This window comes from Ottowia caeni (assembly GCF_050821495.1).
GTDB lineage: Bacteria > Pseudomonadota > Gammaproteobacteria > Burkholderiales > Burkholderiaceae_C > Ottowia > Ottowia caeni.
The window spans coordinates 774,684-795,320 of sequence record NZ_CP151080.1; the positions used below are offsets into that span (position 1 = coordinate 774,684).

Below are 20,637 nucleotides of genomic sequence, written 5' to 3' on the forward strand. Positions count from 1 at the left end.
CCGCCATGGCACTGCACGCCCACCACCACAGTGTTGACCCACACAGCAGCAAGCGCATCAGTTTTGGCTTGGTGCGCATGGCCAACATCGAGCCGCTCGTGGCCGTAGCACTGGAGCTGTTTCGCCAGGGCGTAGCCGCAGGCTGGCAGGTGCATTTGTGTGTGTACCACGCACGCTTTCCCCTGCTGCTGCGCTCGGCCATCGAGCAGCGGCTGGACGCCGTGCTCAACCGCCGCTCACCTGACGCCGTGTTTGATCGTCCTGACCTGCGCCGGTGCATTGATGCGCACGAGGCCATTGACCAGATGTTCATCGTGCTCGGCTCCCCAGTGACAGAAGTTGGCCGCGACCACGACTACGACTGGGCCGTGGTCGAGCCGTCCTCCATGCGATCGCTCATCCAGCTGGCCGGCCGCGTGCGCCGCCACCGACAAGGCGTTTGCGCGGAATCCAACATTGCGTTGCTGGATACCAACCTGCGCCACCTCCAGGCGCCCGGTGGTGCTGCGTTCAGATGGCCGGGGTTTGAAGACGGCGATTCGTTTTTGCTGGCATCGCACCGCTTGGGCGAGTTGCTGCGCCCGAACGAAATCGCTGGCCTGAACACAATCGACGCGCGCCCACGTATCCAAAGCCCCGAGCCACTGCAGCCGCAGCGCTATTTGGTGGACTTGGAGCATGCCCGCCTGCGCCAGACTTTGTTGCGCGCAGCGCCACCAGTGGCGGCCAGCGCACCGCATCATCGCGCCCCGGTGCGTGGCGCCGCGCGGCACCAAGCCGCCGCGCCCTTGTTCAATGGCGCCACCTGGTGGCACGCGCCACCGCATGACGCGTTGCTGACCCATGTGTTGCCGCAGTGCCAGCGCTTTCGCCAGCAGACCAGGGAACAGGTGGATGTGATGCTGCTGCTCAACGACGACGAGAACGGCATGGAGCTGCACCTGGCGCTGGACTGGGCGAAACCCCGCGCTGGCCCGCGTAGCGTCAACGTCACGCGCGAGCGCATGACGCTGCTGGACGACCGGTTGGTGCAAGGTCAGGGCATTGCCGTGTGGGGCGTATTTGACTACGTGCAGGCGGTGAACGATTTGGCGGACAGCCTGGGCATCGCCCCGGCCGCTTGTGCGCAGCGCTACGGCGGCATGGCCTTGCCCGTGAGCGGGAAAGACTGGCGCGTGCGTTTTCATCCGGCGCTGGGGTTCACTCGCGCAACCAGTTAGCCATGAAGCTGCCTATGCGGAATTGAACATTTGCGAGCTACAAAACTCAGCGAATCAACAACGCCATGGCCTGGGAAGGCTAGGCACCCAATAAACTGGGGTTAGACGTTTGAGGAGGGTACGAGTGTGATGACAAGACGCACGATCAAAAGATAGAGCTACTCAGCAACTCCGCTCCGAGGCATTGGCTCGGACGTTTTATCGAATCGCACGCATCGTGCAGTTTTAAGGAAATGCTCTATGACGACAACCTCGCGTCAGACGCAGTTGCGCGAGCTCATCCAGACGTTCTTGACCGAACGGCTGGACAGCAAGCTCGAAGCACTGCCACCTGACGACCCCAAACGTGCCGAGCTGCAAACGCAGTTTGCCTGGCGCAACTGGATCAATGACGCCGCCCGGCGCTCTGCCCAAATTCAGTGCGCCACGCACACCCTCAAGCCAATCCACCCCGATGCTCGCGGCACCAACCTTTATGTGGCGCCGCAGGACTTGCCAGCACTCGATGAAGTAGGCAGCCATTGCCTTGGCAGCGCGTATGTCGATGACGTGGTAGGTAATGCCGCCGCTCTGGATGTTTTCAAGTTCTTGAAACTGGCGCACGAGGGCTTTACCTTGCTGGAACTGGCCTGCGCGCAAGACGCAGATCTGGCGCAGGCCCTGAGTACCGATCCGGCAGAAGCCCGCCAGTGGATGGATGCCTTTGCCGCATTGGTGCGTCCGCGCGGCGCCCCGGCCAGCCACGGCTACGCCAAACAGTTGTATTGGCGCGTAGAAGACGACGCACACGATGATGCCAGCTACCACCTGATTGCGCCGCTGTTTGGAAGCGCACTGGCCCACACGGTTTGGCAAACGTTGCAAGAGCACCGCTTTGGCGATGCGGCAAAAGCATCACGGCAGGCTCGCAAAGACGGTACGGACAGCGACACGCCGGTGCATGAATACCCGCACCTGGCCGTGCGCAAAATGGGTGGCACCAAGCCGCAAAACATCAGCCAACTCAATAGCGAGCGCGGCGGCAACAATCCGCTGCTGGCCTCGCTGCCGCCGCTGTGGCAAACCCGCGAGCAACTGCCGCTCAGCAGCAAGCGCCTGATGGCACGGTTTGGCTATCGGCCCGAAGTCAAGCGCACGCTGCAACAGCTGCGCCAGTTTCTGGAATCCAACCCACCCGCCAACCAGGATACAAGTCAGCGCCGGGACGCCATGGTGTTTGACCTGCTGGACGAATGGCTGCAACTCAGCGCCACGCTGCGCGCCGTGGCGCCGGGCTGGAGCCAACGGCCCGAATGCCAGTTGAGCGCCGCACAAAAGCACTGGCTCGACCCCGAAGGTGTGGCGCGAGCCGCGCTAGATGCCCCCACCCAAGGGCACAATGTGGGCGACACTCTGGACGACGTGGCCGAAGACTTGGCGCGCTGGCTCAATAGCCAATTGCGCGACCCCCTGGCGCTGGGCGACCCAGAGTTTGCCTACTGGCGCACATTGGTGCGCGACGAACTGGCGCAAGAAGCCTGGGCATTGCAGGAGGCCTCCGATGTCTGCTGACCTGCCGGTAACTTTCGACCGCGCCTTGCTGCTGGTGCCGCACCTGCAAGTGCAAAACGCCAACGCTATCTCCAGCCCCATGACCTGGGGCTTTCCCAGCGTCACCGCTTTTGTTGGGCTGATGGCTGCGCTGGAGCGCAAGCTGGGTGAGGACTGCCCTTTGCAATTCAACGGGGTGGGCGTCGTTTGCCATCACTTCGAATCCCAAACGCACCGGGGCTACACGCACAGTTTCCGCTTGTCGCGCAACCCGATTCGCAAAGACGGATCGACCGCAGGCATTGTGGAAGAGGGCCGCATCCACATCGACATCAGCTTGGTGTTTGACGTTAGCCTGTCCAGCCAGGTGGCGGGCGCCGCCGCTCGCCAGCAACTAGCGCACACCGTGGCCGATCTGTTGGCCACTATGCGCATCGCTGGCGGCAGCGTGATCGCACCGCACACGCGGCGTTCACGGGGCGCGTTGCAGCCCCAACTGCGCCTGGAAGCCGCAGAGCCTGATCAGCAGCGCAAAGAGTTTGCCGAACTCAGCCGTCGTTTGCTGCCCGGTTTTGCACTGGTCGCGCGCGACGACTTACTGCAATCGCACCGGCACACGTTGTCGCATCTCCAGACCGATAGCCAACCCACGCCCGTCACGGCGCTGGATGCTTGGCTGGACTTGTCGCGCATCAACACCCGAGCCGTTCGCGTACCGGTGTCCCCTACGCAAGGTGATGAAGCCCCCGCCGAACGCGTTGAATGGCAGCGCGACGCGCGGCCCGGGTGGCTGGTGCCCATTCCGGTCGGCTATGCAGGGCTGTCCAAACTGCACCCTGCGGGTACCGTGGCACAGGCCCGCGACGCCACCACGCCGCTGCGCTTTGTCGAAAGCGTGTATTCCATCGGCCAATGGATCAGCCCGCACCGCTTGCGCAATGCCGCGCAGCTGATCTGGTGGCCCACCTACGACGAGGCCACCAGCCTGTACCGCTGCTGCAACAACTGCGAACCTGAAACCTTCAAAGGCAGCGCTAACGCACTGGCTCGCGAGTCAGTACCGGCAGTCCCTCTTGATACCGTATCTGCATAAATTTTTCTGGAGACATTCTCATGGCTACTACCACTCTCAAAACCGCCTCCGTCCTTGCCTTTGAACGGAAGTTGGATCCGTCTGACGCCCTTTTTGCCTCGGGCATCTGGGCGCAGCGTGACCAAGCCAACACTTGGCCTGCAATCGCGGTGCGAGAAAAATCCGTGCGCGGCACCATTTCCAACCGCCTCAAGAGCGCTAAAGACGCCGATCCGGCTAAGCTCGACGCCGCCATCGAGAACCCCAACTTGCAGACGGTTGACGTGGCCACATTGCCCGCCGATGCTGACACCCTGCGCGTACGCTTCACGCTGCGCGTGCTGGCCGGTGTAGGTGCACCGTCGGCCTGCAACAACGCCGACTACCAAGCCAAACTGCGGGCTACCGTGCAAGGGTATGTGGAGACCCATGGCTTAGGCCTGCTGGCGGCGCGCTACGCTGCCAACTTGGCCAATGGCCGATTTTTGTGGCGCAACCGCCTGGGCGCCGAACAGGTCGAAGTGCGAGTTGCACACCTCCAAGACGGCCAACCGGTGCAGCAGTGGACGTTTGACGCCTTGGCTTGGTCGCTGCGCGACTTCAACGTGCCAGTTGGGCAAGAGGACGCGGCCAAAGCACTGGCTCAAGTGATCGAGCAAGGCCTGTCGGGCCAGTCTCATGTGCTGCTGCGCGTCGACGCCTTTGTGCGCCTTGGTGACGGGCAAGAAGTGTTTCCTTCGCAAGAGTTGATTCTGGACAAGGGCCAAAGCAAAAAGAGCAAAACGCTTTACACCGTGGACGACGTGGCCGGGATGCACTCGCAAAAGCTGGGCAACGCCCTGCGCAGCATAGACAGCTGGTACCCCGATGCAGCCGAGCAAGGCCCGATTGCCGTCGAGCCCTACGGCTCTGTAACCACCCAGGGCAAGGCTTACCGCCAGCCATCGGACAAGATGGACTTTTACACGCTGCTGGACGGCTGGCTCATCAAAGACAAAGTGCCTGCGGTGGAGCAGCAGCACTTTGTGTTGGCCACGCTTGTTCGCGGTGGCGTGTTTGGTGACGCGGGCAAGGAGTGACCACCATGGCCACCTTGAGCCACTACATCGAACTGCACCTGCGACCCGACCCTGAAACCACGCCCACCCATTTGCTGGCCGCGCTGTACACACGCTTGCACCGCGCACTGGTAGCTGCGAAGACAGCCCCAGCGGGGCCGTGCATTGCGGTGGGTTTTCCGGGTTATGACGGTAGCCGCCACACCTTGGGCGAATGCCTGCGCCTGTATGGCGATGAGGCCGCTTTGCAGCTATGGGCCGCTGGCGCATGGCTGGGTAGCCTTCGCGACCATGTCCGCACCACCGCGGTTTTGCCGGTGCCCGCCGATGCGGCGCACCGTACGCTACGCCGCGTGCAGGTCAAAAGCAGCCCTGATCGCCTGCGCCGGCGCCTTATGAAACGCCACCAACTTAGCGAAGAGCAAGCCCGCCAGCGCATCCCCGACTCGGTGAGCCGCATGACCGACTTGCCCTTTGTACAGTTGGCGAGCACCAGCACGGCGCAGCAGTTCAAGCTGTTTCTGGCTTTGGGCCCTGTTCAGCCGCAGCCGCAGTTTGGGGGCTTCAATACCTATGGCCTTAGCACGAGAGCCACCGTGCCATGGTTTTGACCCTTTTTGAAAACTACGGCTGTGGTCTATGTGAATCAACGACTTACAGCCATCTGAAATAAAAAGGTATGCGCTACCGAAATGCTCGGAATCCTTGCTGTGCAACGGTTGCGGGCAGAATTGATCGAGTTCACTGCCGCATAGGCAGCTCAGAAAATCACGGCACGCATCCACCGATGGATCACATCGTTCACTGCCGCATAGGCAGCTCAGAAAGTTGAGAATGACATGGCACGAATGGTGCAATGGTTCACTGCCGCATAGGCAGCTCAGAAATCAGCGCGTCGCCGTCATCAGTGAGAGGGTTCGTTCACTGCCGCATAGGCAGCTCAGAAAAGAGCCACGACCACCGACGAGCAAATCAAGCCGGTTCACTGCCGCATAGGCAGCTCAGAAATAAATCAAGCGCCAGTTTCGTTGCCCTATTACGTTCACTGCCGCATAGGCAGCTCAGAAATTGTAGCAGCGTCGAGTCTCGATGCATTCGCTGTTCACTGCCGCATAGGCAGCTCAGAAAAGTTCAGCGGCTGTCGGATTGACGTAAATCAGGTTCACTGCCGCATAGGCAGCTCAAAAACGGAGCCGGCTTTTCTTTTGGAGGAATGAATGGTTCACTGCCGCATAGGCAGCTCAGAAATCTTTCTCTATCGGGCAGCGCAGTAGTTGAGCCGTTCACTGCCGCATAGGCAGCTCAGAAATCATCAAAAGCGATGGCAAGCGGGCCACAGGCGTTCACTGCCGCATAGGCAGCTCAGAAATCAAAAGGTTCCGTTTCAAACGGAAGCTTGGTGTTCACTGCCGCATAGGCAGCTCAGAAAGCCCGGACTTCAGCGCGGCCCTCACTGCGGGCGTTCACTGCCGCATAGGCAGCTCAGAAAACTGGTATAGCAGGTCCAAGCTGCGCTGCTGGGTTCACTGCCGCATAGGCAGCTCAGAAATAGCCGTGAGCTGTCGCGGTCAAGACTGGCACGTTCACTGCCGCATAGGCAGCTCAGAAAGCAAACGGTAAGACACTTCAACACATATTTTCGTTGACTGCCGCATAGGCAGCTCAGAAAGACAAAAGCCGTAGGAAAGGCTCCACGCAGCCGTTCACTGCCGCATAGGCAGCTCAGAAAGCACGAAGCAGAACGATACGCCTGCCAGGCCGGTTCACTGCCGCATAGGCAGCTCAGAAACTTGCGAGGGCGTTTGCTCAAGCGTGATACTCGTTCACTGCCGCATAGGCAGCTCAGAAACACCACGACGAGCAGCGGAAGGCGGTGAGTCGGTGTTCACTGCCGCATAGGCAGCTCAGAAAAGAAACCAGCCACTTTGACATCTAGCGTCCGCGTTCACTGCCGCATAGGCAGCTCAGAAATGGTTGCGTTGAGTGCGGTGATTGCAGGATGCGTTCACTGCCGCATAGGCAGCTCAGAAAACGACACAACACCGGGCACCAGCAATCCAGCAGTTCACTGCCGCATAGGCAGCTCAGAAAGTGACCGTGGCTGCGCCGATCAGCGTGTAGCCGTTCACTGCCGCATAGGCAGCTCAGAAAGGGTGACGCCAAGCATCGCGGCATCACGGATCGTTCACTGCCGCATAGGCAGCTCAGAAATAGTGAGGGCTTTTTTCATGGAGACAGCCATGGTTCACTGCCGCATAGGCAGCTCAGAAATTTAAAGCGGAAAGGAAGTGGCTTTCTGATGCGTTCACTGCCGCATAGGCAGCTCAGAAAAGTACAAGTCAGGCAACGCCGTGAACTATCGGGTTCACTGCCGCATAGGCAGCTCAGAAAACACTGCCGCCACGCGCATAGGTCGTACAGTCGTTCACTGCCGCATAGGCAGCTCAGAAAATCGAGCAATTCGTCTACGGCGCGGAAGCAAAGTTCACTGCCGCATAGGCAGCTCAGAAATAGCGAGGGCTTTTTTATGGAGACAGCCATGCGTTCACTGCCGCATAGGCAGCTCAGAAAAGCCAAGACGGCAAGACTACACCCCGAATAGCGTTCACTGCCGCATAGGCAGCTCAGAAATTGCCCATCGTCGCAACGCTCACGCGAGCGCAGTTCACTGCCGCATAGGCAGCTCAGAAAACGTCAAGCTGGTGAGGGCTGGACTGTGCGCCGTTCACTGCCGCATAGGCAGCTCAGAAAACAAAAGCCGCGAATGCGCCGTGGCCGGAGTTGTTCACTGCCGCATAGGCAGCTCAGAAATCTTGCGCTCGCTCACAATAGCCGCGCACTGCGTTCACTGCCGCATAGGCAGCTCAGAAATCACCCCGATGGCCATCAGATAAGCCAAGCGGGTTCACTGCCGCATAGGCAGCTCAGAAAAGTGCGGGCTTCTTGCTTTTTGGCCTTGCAACGTTCACTGCCGCATAGGCAGCTCAGAAAAAGCCGAAGAAATTCGGAAGGCCAAGAGAGATGTTCACTGCCGCATAGGCAGCTCAGAAAAATCACGGCGCTGACGATTTCAACCGGTCCTCGTTCACTGCCGCATAGGCAGCTCAGAAGTACAAGCAATACGTCCGTGACGGTGGGGATAAGTTCACTGCCGCATAGGCAGCTCAGAAAGTGCGAGCGCAGCATTGGACAGGTTTTCTCTGGTTCACTGCCGCATAGGCAGCTCAGAAATCAAAGAGTGCGCCGATAGTCCCAGGTGGCAGAGTTCACTGCCGCATAGGTAGCTCAGAAAGTCGAGAGCGTGCTCTATCACTATGCGGGCGAGTTCACTGCCGCATAGGCAGCTCAGAAACTCGTGGTGTCCATAGAACGCATCGGGGATACGTTCACTGCCGCATAGGCAGCTCAGAAATTCTTGGCCTACTCATCTTCGCGCTGTTGTTCGGTTCACTGCCGCATAGGCAGCTCAGAAAGCGACGACGAAGAGATACCGACCAACCACTGGTCCATGTTACCGGGCTCTATGCTGATCACGCTGCGTTTGTTCTGTTGATCAGGCGCCAGCTTCGGGTCAGGTTTTTGGATGTATCGCACAACCGGGTGGTCACCTGCGCTCACGTTGAGCATCGTGTAGCTCTCATGAATCTCGCCCGTGGTGCGATCCACCCAGGTCGACCAGAGCCCAGGCAGTCCCCACGGCAATCCGTCTTTTCGTTGGAAACGCCACCAGATGTTCTTCCCTGTGCCCCAGTAGGGCTCATCAAAGTCAGTGGCCGGAATGATGCAGCGCTGCCCCTTGGCCCAGGCCGTTCGGTAGGAGGGCTTGGTCGCCACCTCTTCAGGCCGCGTGATCTACATGAAGCCGGCGGAAGATCCGGGCCATCTCCAAGATCATCGCCGGGAAATTATGGAGACTGGCGAGTTGTAAGCGCTGTCATCCCTTTGGAATCTGCCGGTGAAATTAGCGAAATTAGTGCCGTGACAAGCAATTGCAGTTGAACCGCGCCGGCGAAACCAGCGAAAAAATCCCCTTGCTACCCAGTGATCAGTCGGTACACCCGCAGCGGCGCACCCGGCGCGCCGTCAGCACGCTCACCCCGCTGCACTGTTACGGACTCAAGTGATTAGATGGCGATGGCGTCCAGGAGTGGACACCAACACACGCCATTCGGCCAGCAACCCCGTCAGCGTCGCAAAGTCGCCTACATCAGGGTGAAGAGCGACATCGAGCGTGACGTCCCCTGTTCGACGCTGATCGACTCGAAGTCAGTGCGCAAGAAGGGAAGTATTGTCGCGCTTGAGAAAGTCATATATGACATGCCTCGCCGTCAAATCTAAAGTAACTCCAGTTCATGGGCACCGGCACGATGGCAGGCAACGGGGTCGCGCAGTCGCTCTTGCTGGTCTTCCTCTTACAGTTTCGGTAGCTCCTCCATCAGGCCAAACAACGCCATGAATCCAACAGCGCGCTGTTCAGAACCACCCCAGGATGGAGATCAGTCAGAGACAACAAGTTTGACAGGCATGATGGAGAAAATAGAATGTCATTTTGTTTGATAGAATTTATCGACTTTGAGCAGATCTAAGGTCGCCGTATCTGTGGCGCTCGTGCGTACGCGGCAACCATGTGCTCTGAGGATATGTGCGGGGAAGACCTTTGACTCTCACTTCGGGCGCTCACATCTGGGCTAACGGCATTCGCCAGCACTACCTTCACTTTGCGGGCGTGGGCTCTCGCGTGCTGATCGTGCCGGGCATCGTAAGTCCCGCCATCCTCTGGCGTCACGTCGGCGAATGGCTTTGCAGGACCCATAACTGCTTCGTACTGGACGTGCGCGGCCGAGGCCTATCGGAATCCGGTGCGCACCTCGATTACGGCTTCGATGCATGCGCAGACGATCTTGTGGAATTCGTGCGTGCCCTGAAGCTGAGCCCCTTAGCCATCGTCGGGCATTCAATGGGAGCACGCATCGCCGTGCGCGCAGCCTGCAGATCGCCGGAGCTGTTTGAGTCACTCATCCTCCTCGATCCTCCTACGAGTGGACCGGGGCGCAGGCCATACCCGATATCCAAGTCTCGCACCCTGAAGCTCTTGCGATCCGCGCGGCGTGCCGAAGACCTTCCGGCGGTGCAGACGAGCGGCGCCAAACCGTGGCCAGATGATCTTCTAAGACTACGCTCCGAATGGCTACCGACGTGTGACGAACGTGCCGTGCATGTTGCCTATGACGAGTTCCACTCCCAGGATCTGTTCTCTGACCTGGCACGCACGTCTATGCCTGTGTCGCTACTTGCGGCGGGCCTCGGCGATGTCGTGTCTGACGCAGACATCGCTGATATGCGCCGCGTGCGCACAGATTTACGCGCCGCTCGACTAGCCGGTGTCGGCCATCAGATGCAGGCCGAAGACTTCGCAGCGTTCAGTGACGCGCTGGGCGCGATGCTCCGTAATCAGAAATTGGACACCGACAGGTTCGCTTCATGAAAATAGATGCCGAAATCTTAGAACTCTTCACTCGCGAACTGACCCTCTGCGGCGTGAAGCCGGACGAAACGGTTGTCGTGCTCACGGCGGACGATGAGGGAGCGGAAAACGCACATGCGTTCATGGCCGCCGCCGGACAACTCGGAGCGACCACTTTTAACCTCAATGTTCGACGTGGTCAGCGCAATGCTGTGGGTGTGCAGGGACGCCACCCTCTCGTGGGCAACCAACTTGCCATGCACACCCTCAAGTCCGCGAACATGGTAATAGACATGGTAGGCTTGCTCTTTTCTCGTGAGCAGGCCGAGATCCAAGCGGCTGGCGTGCGCATCCTGCGCGTCATGGAGCCTTTCCACGTTCTCAAGCAAATGTTCCCAACGGAGGATCTGCGCCGCCGCGTGGAATATGCCAAGAGCTTGCTCGAGGAAGCCCGCCAGCTTCGCTTCACCTCTGACGCAGGTACGGACATCGTCTACCAGCTCGGCCAATATCCAGTGATTTCAGAGTATGGCTACACCTACGAGTCGGGCCGTTGGGATCATTTTCCGTCGGGCTTTTCGTTCACGCAGGGCAACGATGGTGGCGTCGACGGTGTCGTGGTACTGCAGCCAGGCGACATTCTTTGCGCGTTCAAGCAATATGTGCAGACACCCGTGACGCTGCGCGTGAAAAAGGGGATGGTGATCGACATCGCTGGCGACGGGCTAGATGCACAGCTCATCAAAAGCTACATAGACAGCTTCAATGATCCAAGGGCCTACGCGATCTCGCACATCGGCTGGGGGCTGAATGAAAAGGCGCGCTGGTACCAGTTCTCTGTAACGCGCCAACTACCGATTGAGCACGTCATGAACGCACTCGCTTTCTACGGCAACGTGCTGTTTTCACTTGGCCCCAATCTCGAACTCGGGGGCACCAACGACACCGCCTGTCATCTCGATCTACCCATGCGCCGCTGTAGCCTCTGGCTTGACGACGTGCAAATCCTGCACGACGGTGATGTGATCCACCCCGAGATGCGGATACATGGCTCCGTCTGAATAGACTTAGACCGTCGTCAGCGAGCCGACTCGCTCATGCTCTAGACGCGTAGCGTCACCGCCCAGACGGCGCGTCAGGTCGGCTGCGGCTCGGAGCACTGCCTGTCTTAGGCTGGGCAAAAGATCGTTAGAAAAGCGCGCTGCTGGCCCTGAAACCGCCAGCGCGCCGCGCAGACTATCGAGTGGTCCGAACACCGGTGCCGCGATCGCTGCGATGTCAGGCTCGCGCTCACCGACTGTCACGATACACGGATTCGCAGGAAAGCTCTCCGGCGGCGTGTACGTACGATCGAAGCTTGCAAGCACTCGGCCCGCAGCGCCCCGATCCAGAGGCAACAGGTCTCCGGTGCGGATGTGATCGCGGATCGAACGAGGCGAGTCGACGCGAAACAGACACACACGGAGGTTGCCCTCGCGCGTGAAGAAGGATGCACCCTCTTCAGTCTCCTGCACGAGGCGCCGCAGGATCGGCGGGACATGATCGTCCAGACGCAGCGCAGCCTGATACAGGCCGCCCCAATGCAACAACATAGAGCCGAGTTGGTAACTGCCATCGTCAAGCCTCACCATGCAGTGCTCCTGCACCAACGTTGCGATGAGACGCAAGATGGTGCTCTTGTACATGCCGGTGCGCAACGCGATCTCGTTGAGCGTAAGTGACGTATCGCTTACCCGAAAGGCGTTGAGTATGGCAAAAGCCCGCTCGACGGCGGCCACACCACCGCCCTTGTCGGGCTTTGCGCCAGATTCGCGCTCTGTTTCCGATCCTCGCAGCATAAATAGCTCAACCTAGCGAAAAAACTACTTGACATTGTATCGTGCTGCTGAACAGAATGATGTTCTCTTGCGCGGAATTGCATTGCACTCCAGAGAATGCGTCGCCAGGAGCTTTAGCTTCATCTTTTCTTCAAGGAGCCGAGCCCATGCGTCAATGGAAAAAGTGGTTGACCGCCTTATGCGCGATCGGTCTGGCAGCCGCTGTGCAGGCGCAGACGTTTCCTAGCAAGTCGATCATGATCGTGGCGCCCTATCCGCCTGGCGGCGCGACCGATCTCTATGCGCGTGCAGTCGCAAACGGGCTTAACGAACTAGGGCAAGCGACTGTGGTCGAGAACCGTGCAGGCGCCTCCGGAATCATTGGCGCCGAGTATGCGTCGCGCCAGCCTGCTGACGGGCACACGTTGCTCATCGGCGCCTCATCTATGTTCTCAGTACTGCCGCTACTAAGTGGGCGCATGAAGGAGGTCTATGAGCGCATCGAACCGGTCTCGCTGCTGGGCTTCAACCCTTCGTATGTGGTCGTCCCTGAAACGCTGCCGGTTAACACTATTCAAGAGTTGATTGCCTACCTTAAGGCCAACCCCGGAAAATTCGGATATGCCTCCGCAGGCAAGGGCACCTCGCAGCACGTGTTCATGGAGTTGTTCAAGCAGCATGCGGGTGTCGACGTGTTCGCTGTGCAATACAAGGGTAGCGGCCCAATGGTGATCGACCTAATCGCTGGTCGTACAGTGATGGCGATTGAGCAGGGACCGGCGGTCCTCTCCCACATCAAGTCCGGCAAGCTCAAGGCTCTGGCCGTCACAACTGCGAAGCGCTCCGTCGCCCTACCTCAAGTGCCGACATTGGCGGAGACAGTGCTGCCTGGCTTCGAGGCAGTGACTTGGTTCGCGCTCTATGCTCCAGCGGGCACCCCCAAGAGCGTAATGGACAAGCTCGTCCCGCAAGTCGCGAAAACCATGGCTTCGGCGGAGGTCAAGAACAGTCTGGGCGGGGTCGGCGTCGAGCCGACATCAAGCACTCCGGCTGAGGTCGTCAAGCGTCAAGCCGCCGAAACTGCTATGTGGCGTGATGTGATCTCTCGCTCGAAGATTTCGCTCGAGGACTGAGAGCACTGGCCTGGCATACATGCATCCCTCCCACCATCAGCCATCGTTACCACTCCATGAAGAGCCTCGTGCCGATTACTTGTTGAAGGTCACCGGCACGGCGACCTTCGCCAGTGATGTGGAGGTTCCAGGCATGTTGCACGGCAAGATCCTGCGCAGCACGGTGCCCCACGCGCGCATCCGGCATATAGATGCGAGCGAAGCGCTAGCAATGCCGGGAGTGGTCGCCGTTCTCACTGGTGAAGATCTGAAAAGCCTGCCCGGCACGCATACGCGGTGGGGTCTGTCCTTGCGCGATCGCCCCGTAATTGCTCAGGGCAAAGTCCGTTATGTTGGAGACCCAGTAGCAGCTGTCGCGGCCATCGACGAAGCCACTGCCGAAGCAGCACTTGATGCGATCGACGTGGACTACGAGCCACTGCCATACGTCACCACGGCGGCTGAGGCACTAGCCGAAGGGGCGCCGCTGGTCCACGAGGACATGGAAGTACTGAAAGACTATTATTTCCGCGGCGAATGCGCACCGATACGAGGAACGAACCAGTTCCAGCAGTGGAACTACGCCAGCGGAGACGTTGAATCGGCCTTCGCCGGGGATGTTCGCGTGTTCGAGGACACCTTTACCTTTCCAATGGTTTTTCACTTCGCGATGGAGCCACACGTCTGCGTCGCCCACTGGAAACCCAATACGCTGGAGATGTGGAGCGGCGGTCAGACACCCACTGCTGTCCAGCGAGTGTGCTCCGAAATACTAGGTGTGCCACTCGCCTGCGTACGCGTGCATTCCCCATACGTCGGCGGCGGCTTCGGCGGCAAGGCATCAGTCAAGATCGACCCGTTGGCAGCGGCGCTCTCGTGGAAGGCGCGCGCTCCGGTGCGGCTATGTCTATCGATCTCGGAGTCGATGCTTACATGCCGTCGGCTCGATGCGCAAATTACTCTCAAGACTGCGGTGAACTCCGACGGCCACATCGTCGCCAAGTTCGTGCGCGCGGTGCTTAACGGAGGTGCCTATGCCGACACCGGGCCCGCAATTGCAGTGAAAGCGGCGATTCGCGCGATCGGACCGTATCACATTCCCAATCTCAAACTTGAAGCAGTGGGTGTTTATACGAACACTGTACCCGGCGCAGCGTTTCGCTCCATCGGTGGGCCCCAGGCCGTGTGGGCGACGGAATCTCAGATGGACATCATCGCTGCCGCCTTGGGGCGCGATCCGGTCGAATTCCGCCTTCTCAACATGGCCGACAAAGGGCAGACGATCAAACCCGACTTACGCCCGCTAGATGTGGACATGCGCCGCTCTCTGCGCGCAGCCATCAGCACCCTGGAAAACTTGCCGCAACCGGTCCACGAAGGTCGGCGTGGTCGCGGGGTAGCGGTCGGCGCCAGCGACCCTGGAATCATGCCCATCGGCGGAGCTATCGTGCGCCTACGTGCGGACGGCTCAGTCAACATCTCGGCCAACACAGTAGAAATCGGACAAGGCAATAGGGGCGTACAACGCATCATCGCGGCAAAGGTACTAAGGCAACCGCTGCGCGTTATCGCCGCCGCTGAGCCTGACACGCTGCAGGCACCCTACGACTGGGGCACGGGTGCGAGCCGTTCCACAGTGATTATCGGGTTAGCTGTGCAAATGGCTTGCGAAGACGTGGTGCGACAGGTGCGGGAGATGGCTGTGCACCTGCTTGGTGGCGCTCTCGAGGACTATGAGATCGAGGACGGTGGCGTAAGTGGACCAGAAGGATTCATCGCGTTTATCGAACTGCTGCGTCGCTTCAACGGCATGGCGGCGGGGGAGTTCTTGGGCGTAGGTCGCGTCAACGCAAACACCAAGAATGGCGCGTTCAAGCTCGCGCCTTTGTTCTGGGAGACGGGTTCGAACGCTTGCGAGATTGCGCTCGACGAAGGCACTGGCGCCATCCGCATGCTGCGCGTCGGAGGCGCTGCCGATCTAGGCCATGTGATCAACCGAAAAGCCGCTGAGGGGCAGGACGAAGGTGCGATGGTCATGGGTCTAGGCCACACGCTGGCAGAGGAATACATCTACGAGGACGGTCAAGTCGTCAATGGCACGCTCTTCGACTACAAGGTTCCGACAATGGACGATATCCCGCAGTACGTGGGCACGTCGCTCATCGAAAGCGGCGATGGTCCTGGACCTTTCGGCGCACGCGGCGGTGGAGAAGGCGCAATACTTCCCGTCGCACCAGCCGTAGCGAATGCGTTATTCCAAGGCTGGGGCATCCGAATCAGGGAACTGCCGCTCACGCCCGAACGCGTATGGCGCGCACTGAAGGCCGCGAAGGCCGACACAACCTACTGACTAAAGACGTATGGACTTCCGAATCGACGCTATCCTGCCAGCAACTGCCGCCGAGCTGTGGGCCATCTTCTTCGATGTGGAGCGGGTTGCTGCGCTCATTCCAGGCTGCGAACAGGTCACCGAGGTTGAGCCACTGCGGCGTTTCTCGGCGGTGATGAAGCAGAAAATCGGTCCGTTCAAGCTCGAGGTTCCGACGCGCATCGAGATCGAATCGCACATTCCGCAGCAGCAAGTCGTGCTTGTGGCCTCAGGAATCGATAAGTTCACAAGCACGACGATCGATGTACGCATGAAAGTCGACTTGGCTGAACAGCGTGCGGACAGCGGCACGGCCTGTCAACTACACATCGACGCCAGTATGCAGGTTGCTGGACGCTTAGCCTCGCTCGGTTATCCCATCGTGAAGAAGCGATCGGAAGAAATTTTCGCCGAGTTTGAGCGACGATTGCGTGCGCAATTGTCGGGCGTCGGTTTGGTCGAAGTGCAGCAACCAGAAGCACCCGTGGCCGCCCCTGAAATACGGCTCCCCGTCACGCCAGCGCTCGAGCCAGTCCAGCAAGCTGCGCCACAGCAGACTGCTGTGGACCCTCTCCGCCCACCTACGCCTTCTCCAGTCGCAGGCACTCACCCACGCCACCAGCGCATCGAGCTCGTTCTCCTTTGGCCGCGCGTGGGCATCAGTGTCGGTGTCAGCATAGCCGTGGCGCATGGCGCTGTCGCGTTTGGCCAGTCGCCGTGGTGGTGGTTGGTCGCACCGCTGCTCGGCATCGCAGCAGGACTTGGACAGCGAGGAGACTGATGCGCCTCGCACGTTTCACGCTACATCGACCCACCAGTCTTTCCCATGCTTTGGCACTCAAGGATGAGTACGGAGATCATGCGACTTTTCACGCGGGAGGGACCGAGCTGCTCGTGGCGCTGAAAGCGCATGTGCTGCGCTATGAGCACATCATCGACATTAAGCAAATAGAGGAGCTCCGTGGGATCCGAATTCGCGAAAGCAACATCCTCTCTATTGGCGCACTCACCACACATCACGCGATCGCTAACGATCCCCTGGTGCGCGAGTATCTACCAGGCTACGCCGAACTGAGCGAGCAAGTAGCCAACATCCGCGTGCGTATCGCCGGCACGCTTGGTGGCGTGCTCTGCTTCGGCGAGCCTCACGCCGATGCCCCTACCATGTTGTGTGCACTCGATGCTTGGGTCGTATTGGCTGGCCAAAACGGAGAGCGCGAAGTTTCATCGAGAGATTTCCATCTCGGCGAGTTCGCCACCGCGCGCGAGGACGAAGAACTTCTGGTGGCGATCGAGGTGGCACCACAGTCGCCGGGAACGCGCTCTGCCTATCGATGCTTCGGACATACGGAGCGCCCTGCCGTAGGTGTGGCCGCCGTCTGGTCCATCGACAACCCTCAGCGGCTGAGCCTTTGGGCTGGCGCACTCACGGCCGCGCCGGCACGGCTCGCGCGGACCGAGGAGGTTGCGGCCCGGCTAGCTCCTGATTTGCCGATAGAAGCTGTGTGGGAGCGCTTGGAAGTAGCGGTCGCTACCGACGCTGCGAGCCTTGACGTTCACGATGACCTTCATGGCGGCGCGGAATATAAGCGCCATCTAGTTTCCGTGCTTGCACAACGCGCTATTGCTGCCTGTCTCCCATGAACGCACAAACGACCGATTTCCCGCTCACGCGCGTTGACATGATGCTCAACGGCACTAGTACGTCCATCGACATCGAGCCACGCGATCTCCTGATCGACGTCCTGCGCGATCGCCTGCACCTCAAGGGCACAAAGCGTTCCTGTGATGTGCAAGTTTGCGGCGCGTGCACGGTGCTGGTCGACGGATTGCCCGTGTCGAGTTGCACCACGCTCTGCACAGATGTCCAAGGGCGAACCGTTACCACTATCGAAGGCCTTGTCAAGGGTAAGCAGCTGGATCCCATACAACGCGCCTTCATCGTCCACGGAGCGTTGCAGTGCGGCTTCTGCACTCCGGGGATGATTCTCGCGGTGAAGTCGATGCTCTCACTCTACGATCAGCCCTCGGAAGAAACCATTCGCCGTTACCTGCACGGCAACATCTGCCGCTGCACAGGCTACGTCAAGATCATTGAGGCAATTCTTGACCTCATTCACAACCCTTCGCGCTATCAAATGGAGAATCAATGACGGAATCGAAACAGCCAGTGCCATTGCACGTGATCATCGCCGGCGCCGGGATGGGAGGACTCACACTTGCGATCGCGCTGCTTCAAAAAGGCTTTGACGTAGACGTGTACGAGCAATCACCCGAGTTGCGCGAGGTCGGCGCAGGCCTGTGGATCTCTGCCAACGGCGACCGCGTGTTGGAGAGACTTGGCCTCAGGGGGGCCGTGGATGCCATCAATCTACCGCCGCAAGACCGAGTCGTGCGCTTCTGGAGAACCGGCGAACAGCGCTCCGTCTACTTCCGAGATGAAGATGTGTCCAAAGCAGACCACACGCTCATCCAAGTGCTGCGAGCGGAGTTGCAGCGGGTGCTCTACGAGGCTGTGATCAAGCTCAAACCCGAAGCCGTTCACTTCGGCGTCCGATCGACCGGCGCGCGTACAGTCGATGGTCGGGCGCAACTGATCTTGGAAGATGGCTCTGTGGTCGAGGGCGACGTTGTCGTAGGTTGCGACGGGGCGCACTCGTGTGTACGCCAAGCCCTTTTCGGCCCGGCACCCGCCCGCTACACGGGGGCAAACGCGTGGCGCGGCCTGGCGCCCATGGACAAGCTCAAACCCCAGCATCGCACGCCGCTCGCTTCGACTTGGATCGGACCCACCGCCCACGTTACGACTTATCCCGTGCAGCGCAACGGTGAGGAGTTCGTGAGCTTCTCGGCGCAGGTCGACAGCCCGACCTGGCAGACCGAGTCCTGGTCCGAGCCTGGCGAGCTATCCGAGGCCCTCAAGGACTTTGAAGGCTGGCACCAAGACATCTTGGATCTTTTCATCAACTCCGAGAATCTGTTCCGTTGGGGCCTCTTCGTGCGTGACCCGCTCGATCAATGGTCCGAAGGCCGAGTGACGCTGGTGGGCGACGCCTGTCACTCAATGACTCCTTATCTTGGCATGGGCGTGAACCTGACGATGGAGGACGCCTATGTTCTATCTCGCTGCCTCGAACAGTGGCCGAACGATGTGGAAGACGCGCTGCGCAGGTACGACGTTGCTCGCATCGAACGCGCCAACCGCACCAAAGCAAAGTCCCTGGAAATGCTGTCAGTCTTTCACAGTCCAGCGCTGACAAGCCGTGAGACAGCGTGGCCTTACATCGAGCAGCAATGGTCGCCGCAAGCGGTTCGAGAACGATATGACTGGCTGCTCGCCTACGACGCCACTACTGCGGAGATCTAACGCCGTGACCACTCCACTCGACCACCGCACTCGTCCCTGGGACGGCATCATCCCGAAAGAAGAACAGGAGCTCTATCGTCAAGCCGGCTGGGGAGCGACCAGCGGCATTGGACGCCGACCTGCCCTTCTTATCATAGATGTGCAGTACCGCTCGATGGGCGAAACCCCGCTGCCAATCCAACAGGCGATCGACCAGATGTCCACAAGTTGCGGCATATACGGCTGGCGTGCGGTACCACATATCGCACGGCTGCTGTCGGTATTCCGAGAGCTCCGCGCACCGGTACTCTACCCTTATGTAGCGCAGAAGGGGGAGCACAATCGCGGACAGTTTGAAACGAAAGTGCCTGGCGTGATGGACGTGCCCCAGCGAGGCTACGAATTCATTGCCGAGATTCAGCCACACCCCGAAGACATCACAATCCCCAAGTTCCAGGCTAGCGCATTCCATGGAACTGCATTGACAAGCTACTTAATTGGGCTAGGCGTCGACACACTCGTCGTCACTGGCTGTACAACCAGCGGATGCGTGCGCGCAACCGTAGTCGATGCCTGCGCACTAAACTTCAAGGTGGTCGTTCCTCAAGACGCCGTCTACGATCGCTCGCAAACCTCGCATGCTGTAAACCTCTTCGACATGGCCAGCAAGTACGCGGATGTGATGACGACCGACGATCTTGCGGAGCAACTCCTGCGAAAGCGTCACGACGCAACTTCGGCTGACGCAGTAAGTGCCGAAATCGCGGTTTTCCCGTTGCGCTAGAGATGCAGATGGCAATCGGTTCGGACATTTCGGTGTTGCAAAGACGAAGCGAAGAGTCTGATTGCACCTGCTCACGTCGCTTCAACGATCTGCGGGCGCCGGGATTGAGCGGGGTTCCACAAACGGGGCGCATGTCCCCCGTCAACAGGACGATTTCCGCGCTTCATTCATCGACGCGGCGAGCCACAAGATACCGCGTCCATTCTCCTGCCAAGCTGCGCCACCAAATAAGCCCCTACAGGCATTGGAAACCATGCTATTTAAACAGTAGCATGATTTTTTGTTGGGTGGCCTCATGTAGCCGCCATCACCGGCCACAAAAAAAGCCCACAGCGGGGCGTCGGCTTGTGGTTTTCTGATCCATTGCTCGTGGACATCGAAGTCAGGCAGCATCTTTGCAAGATCGATATCTGACTCGCGGGCATCACGCAGCCGCTGCTGCTCGCGGTTGCGCTGCTCGTACTCGGGCCGGTCGCCGCGGTAGTTGCGCCAGTAGTCTTGATGGCGTTGCGACCACGCCTGCTGGGCGGCGCGTTGGTTGATCCGGTAGTCGGGATCGGACTGGAGCTTGGACTGTTGCCACTGGCGCTTGCGGGCACGCTGGCAGACGGGTGCTGAACAGAAGGCCTGGTCCGGAACTTGAGGGCGGGGCACGAAGGGGATGCCGCAGCAAGCGCAGTGCTTGGTCGTCATGGGTGGCCTATCCCTCGCAACTCTACATTTGCGGACTTGGGTTTGATTTCGCAAATTGGAATTGAACCCGCGTCCGCAGTTTTGAACGACTGCGGATTGCTTTTGCCGGAGTGGAGGTGTTACTCCCCGCCAGCGCGCAGGCCAGTCACCAAATCTCGGACAGTCATGCTCTG

The 20,637-nt window shown here is 59.5% G+C and carries 16 protein-coding genes, 1 pseudogene and 1 CRISPR repeat array; of the genes and pseudogenes, 14 read left to right on the forward strand and 3 right to left on the reverse strand.

Translation table 11 applies throughout. The annotated features are described in order from the left end of the window. The first annotated feature begins 77 nt into the window (after positions 1-77). The 5 genes from AAAK34_RS03765 to cas6f all read left to right on the forward strand — a co-directional run bounded on the left by AAAK34_RS03765 (position 78) and on the right by cas6f (position 5,491). Positions 78-1,220, forward strand: a complete 1,143-nt coding sequence (locus AAAK34_RS03765; RefSeq protein ID WP_431777998.1) for a hypothetical protein — start codon at positions 78-80, stop codon at positions 1,218-1,220. Between the two features lie 240 nt (positions 1,221-1,460). Continuing rightward, the gene (gene csy1, locus AAAK34_RS03770; protein ID WP_231695406.1) at positions 1,461-2,771 is read left to right on the forward strand and encodes a type I-F CRISPR-associated protein Csy1; all 1,311 of its coding nucleotides are present in this window, start codon (positions 1,461-1,463) and stop codon (positions 2,769-2,771) included. After that, positions 2,761-3,843, forward strand: a complete 1,083-nt coding sequence (gene csy2, locus AAAK34_RS03775) for a type I-F CRISPR-associated protein Csy2 (RefSeq protein WP_231695405.1) — start codon at positions 2,761-2,763, stop codon at positions 3,841-3,843. Before csy1 ends, csy2 begins: the two co-directional genes overlap by 11 nt. A 20-nt stretch (positions 3,844-3,863) precedes the next feature. Next, positions 3,864-4,901: a type I-F CRISPR-associated protein Csy3 gene (csy3, locus tag AAAK34_RS03780; protein ID WP_231695404.1), complete on the forward strand. Its 1,038-nt coding sequence runs from the start codon at positions 3,864-3,866 to the stop codon at positions 4,899-4,901. Between the two features lie 5 nt (positions 4,902-4,906). Beyond that, complete coding sequence (cas6f, locus tag AAAK34_RS03785) at positions 4,907-5,491, forward strand: type I-F CRISPR-associated endoribonuclease Cas6/Csy4 (protein ID WP_231695403.1); 585 nt, start codon at positions 4,907-4,909, stop codon at positions 5,489-5,491. A 128-nt stretch (positions 5,492-5,619) separates the two neighbouring features. Then, positions 5,620-8,353: a CRISPR direct-repeat array (repeat unit 28 nt; unit sequence GTTCACTGCCGCATAGGCAGCTCAGAAA). Positions 8,354-8,381: 28 nt separating this feature from the next. Here the strand turns inward: cas6f and AAAK34_RS03790 are convergent. Further along, positions 8,382-8,714: pseudogene (locus tag AAAK34_RS03790) on the reverse strand (SOS response-associated peptidase family protein); the annotation flags it as partial. A gap of 823 nt (positions 8,715-9,537) precedes the next feature. Here AAAK34_RS03790 and AAAK34_RS03795 point away from each other — a divergent pair. Both AAAK34_RS03795 and AAAK34_RS03800 read left to right on the forward strand, forming a co-directional pair. Further along, entirely contained in the window at positions 9,538-10,365 is an 828-nt protein-coding gene (locus AAAK34_RS03795) for an alpha/beta fold hydrolase (protein WP_431777762.1), read from the forward strand. After that, positions 10,362-11,405: a 2,5-dihydroxypyridine 5,6-dioxygenase gene (locus AAAK34_RS03800; protein ID WP_231695401.1), complete on the forward strand. Its 1,044-nt coding sequence runs from the start codon at positions 10,362-10,364 to the stop codon at positions 11,403-11,405. Before AAAK34_RS03795 ends, AAAK34_RS03800 begins: the two co-directional genes overlap by 4 nt. A 6-nt stretch (positions 11,406-11,411) precedes the next feature. Here AAAK34_RS03800 and AAAK34_RS03805 read toward each other — a convergent pair whose 3' ends face one another. Beyond that, positions 11,412-12,182 (reverse strand): IclR family transcriptional regulator, encoded by a 771-nt coding sequence (locus tag AAAK34_RS03805; protein ID WP_231695400.1) that lies wholly within the window; start codon positions 12,180-12,182, stop codon positions 11,412-11,414. A gap of 146 nt (positions 12,183-12,328) precedes the next feature. Here AAAK34_RS03805 and AAAK34_RS03810 point away from each other — a divergent pair, with 146 nt between their 5' ends. Genes AAAK34_RS03810 through AAAK34_RS03840 form a run of 7 tightly spaced genes read left to right on the forward strand, consistent with a single transcriptional unit; the run spans position 12,329 to position 19,771 of the window. After that, complete coding sequence (locus AAAK34_RS03810; RefSeq protein WP_231695399.1) at positions 12,329-13,294, forward strand: tripartite tricarboxylate transporter substrate binding protein; 966 nt, start codon at positions 12,329-12,331, stop codon at positions 13,292-13,294. A gap of 19 nt (positions 13,295-13,313) precedes the next feature. Next, positions 13,314-15,623: a xanthine dehydrogenase family protein molybdopterin-binding subunit gene (locus AAAK34_RS03815; protein ID WP_431777763.1), complete on the forward strand. Its 2,310-nt coding sequence runs from the start codon at positions 13,314-13,316 to the stop codon at positions 15,621-15,623. Positions 15,624-15,633: 10 nt separating this feature from the next. After that, positions 15,634-16,422 carry an SRPBCC domain-containing protein gene (locus AAAK34_RS03820; protein ID WP_231695397.1) on the forward strand — a complete coding sequence of 263 codons (789 nt, stop codon included), beginning with the start codon at positions 15,634-15,636 and terminating at the stop codon, positions 16,420-16,422. Then, positions 16,422-17,285 carry an FAD binding domain-containing protein gene (locus AAAK34_RS03825; RefSeq protein ID WP_231695396.1) on the forward strand — a complete coding sequence of 288 codons (864 nt, stop codon included), beginning with the start codon at positions 16,422-16,424 and terminating at the stop codon, positions 17,283-17,285. The genes AAAK34_RS03820 and AAAK34_RS03825 overlap by 1 nt, the downstream gene beginning before the upstream one ends. Then, positions 17,282-17,794: a (2Fe-2S)-binding protein gene (locus AAAK34_RS03830; RefSeq protein WP_231695395.1), complete on the forward strand. Its 513-nt coding sequence runs from the start codon at positions 17,282-17,284 to the stop codon at positions 17,792-17,794. Before AAAK34_RS03825 ends, AAAK34_RS03830 begins: the two co-directional genes overlap by 4 nt. Then, complete coding sequence (locus AAAK34_RS03835; protein ID WP_231695394.1) at positions 17,791-19,008, forward strand: FAD-dependent monooxygenase; 1,218 nt, start codon at positions 17,791-17,793, stop codon at positions 19,006-19,008. The genes AAAK34_RS03830 and AAAK34_RS03835 overlap by 4 nt, the downstream gene beginning before the upstream one ends. A 4-nt stretch (positions 19,009-19,012) precedes the next feature. Next, on the forward strand, positions 19,013-19,771 hold the full coding sequence (locus AAAK34_RS03840) for an isochorismatase family protein (protein ID WP_231695393.1): 759 nt from the start codon (positions 19,013-19,015) through the stop codon (positions 19,769-19,771). Between the two features lie 141 nt (positions 19,772-19,912). Here the strand turns inward: AAAK34_RS03840 and AAAK34_RS03845 are convergent, their stop codons facing one another. After that, a complete protein-coding gene (locus tag AAAK34_RS03845) occupies positions 19,913-20,464 on the reverse strand; it encodes a hypothetical protein (RefSeq protein ID WP_231695392.1) in 552 nt (183 codons plus the stop codon). Between the last annotated feature and the right edge of the window lie 173 nt (positions 20,465-20,637).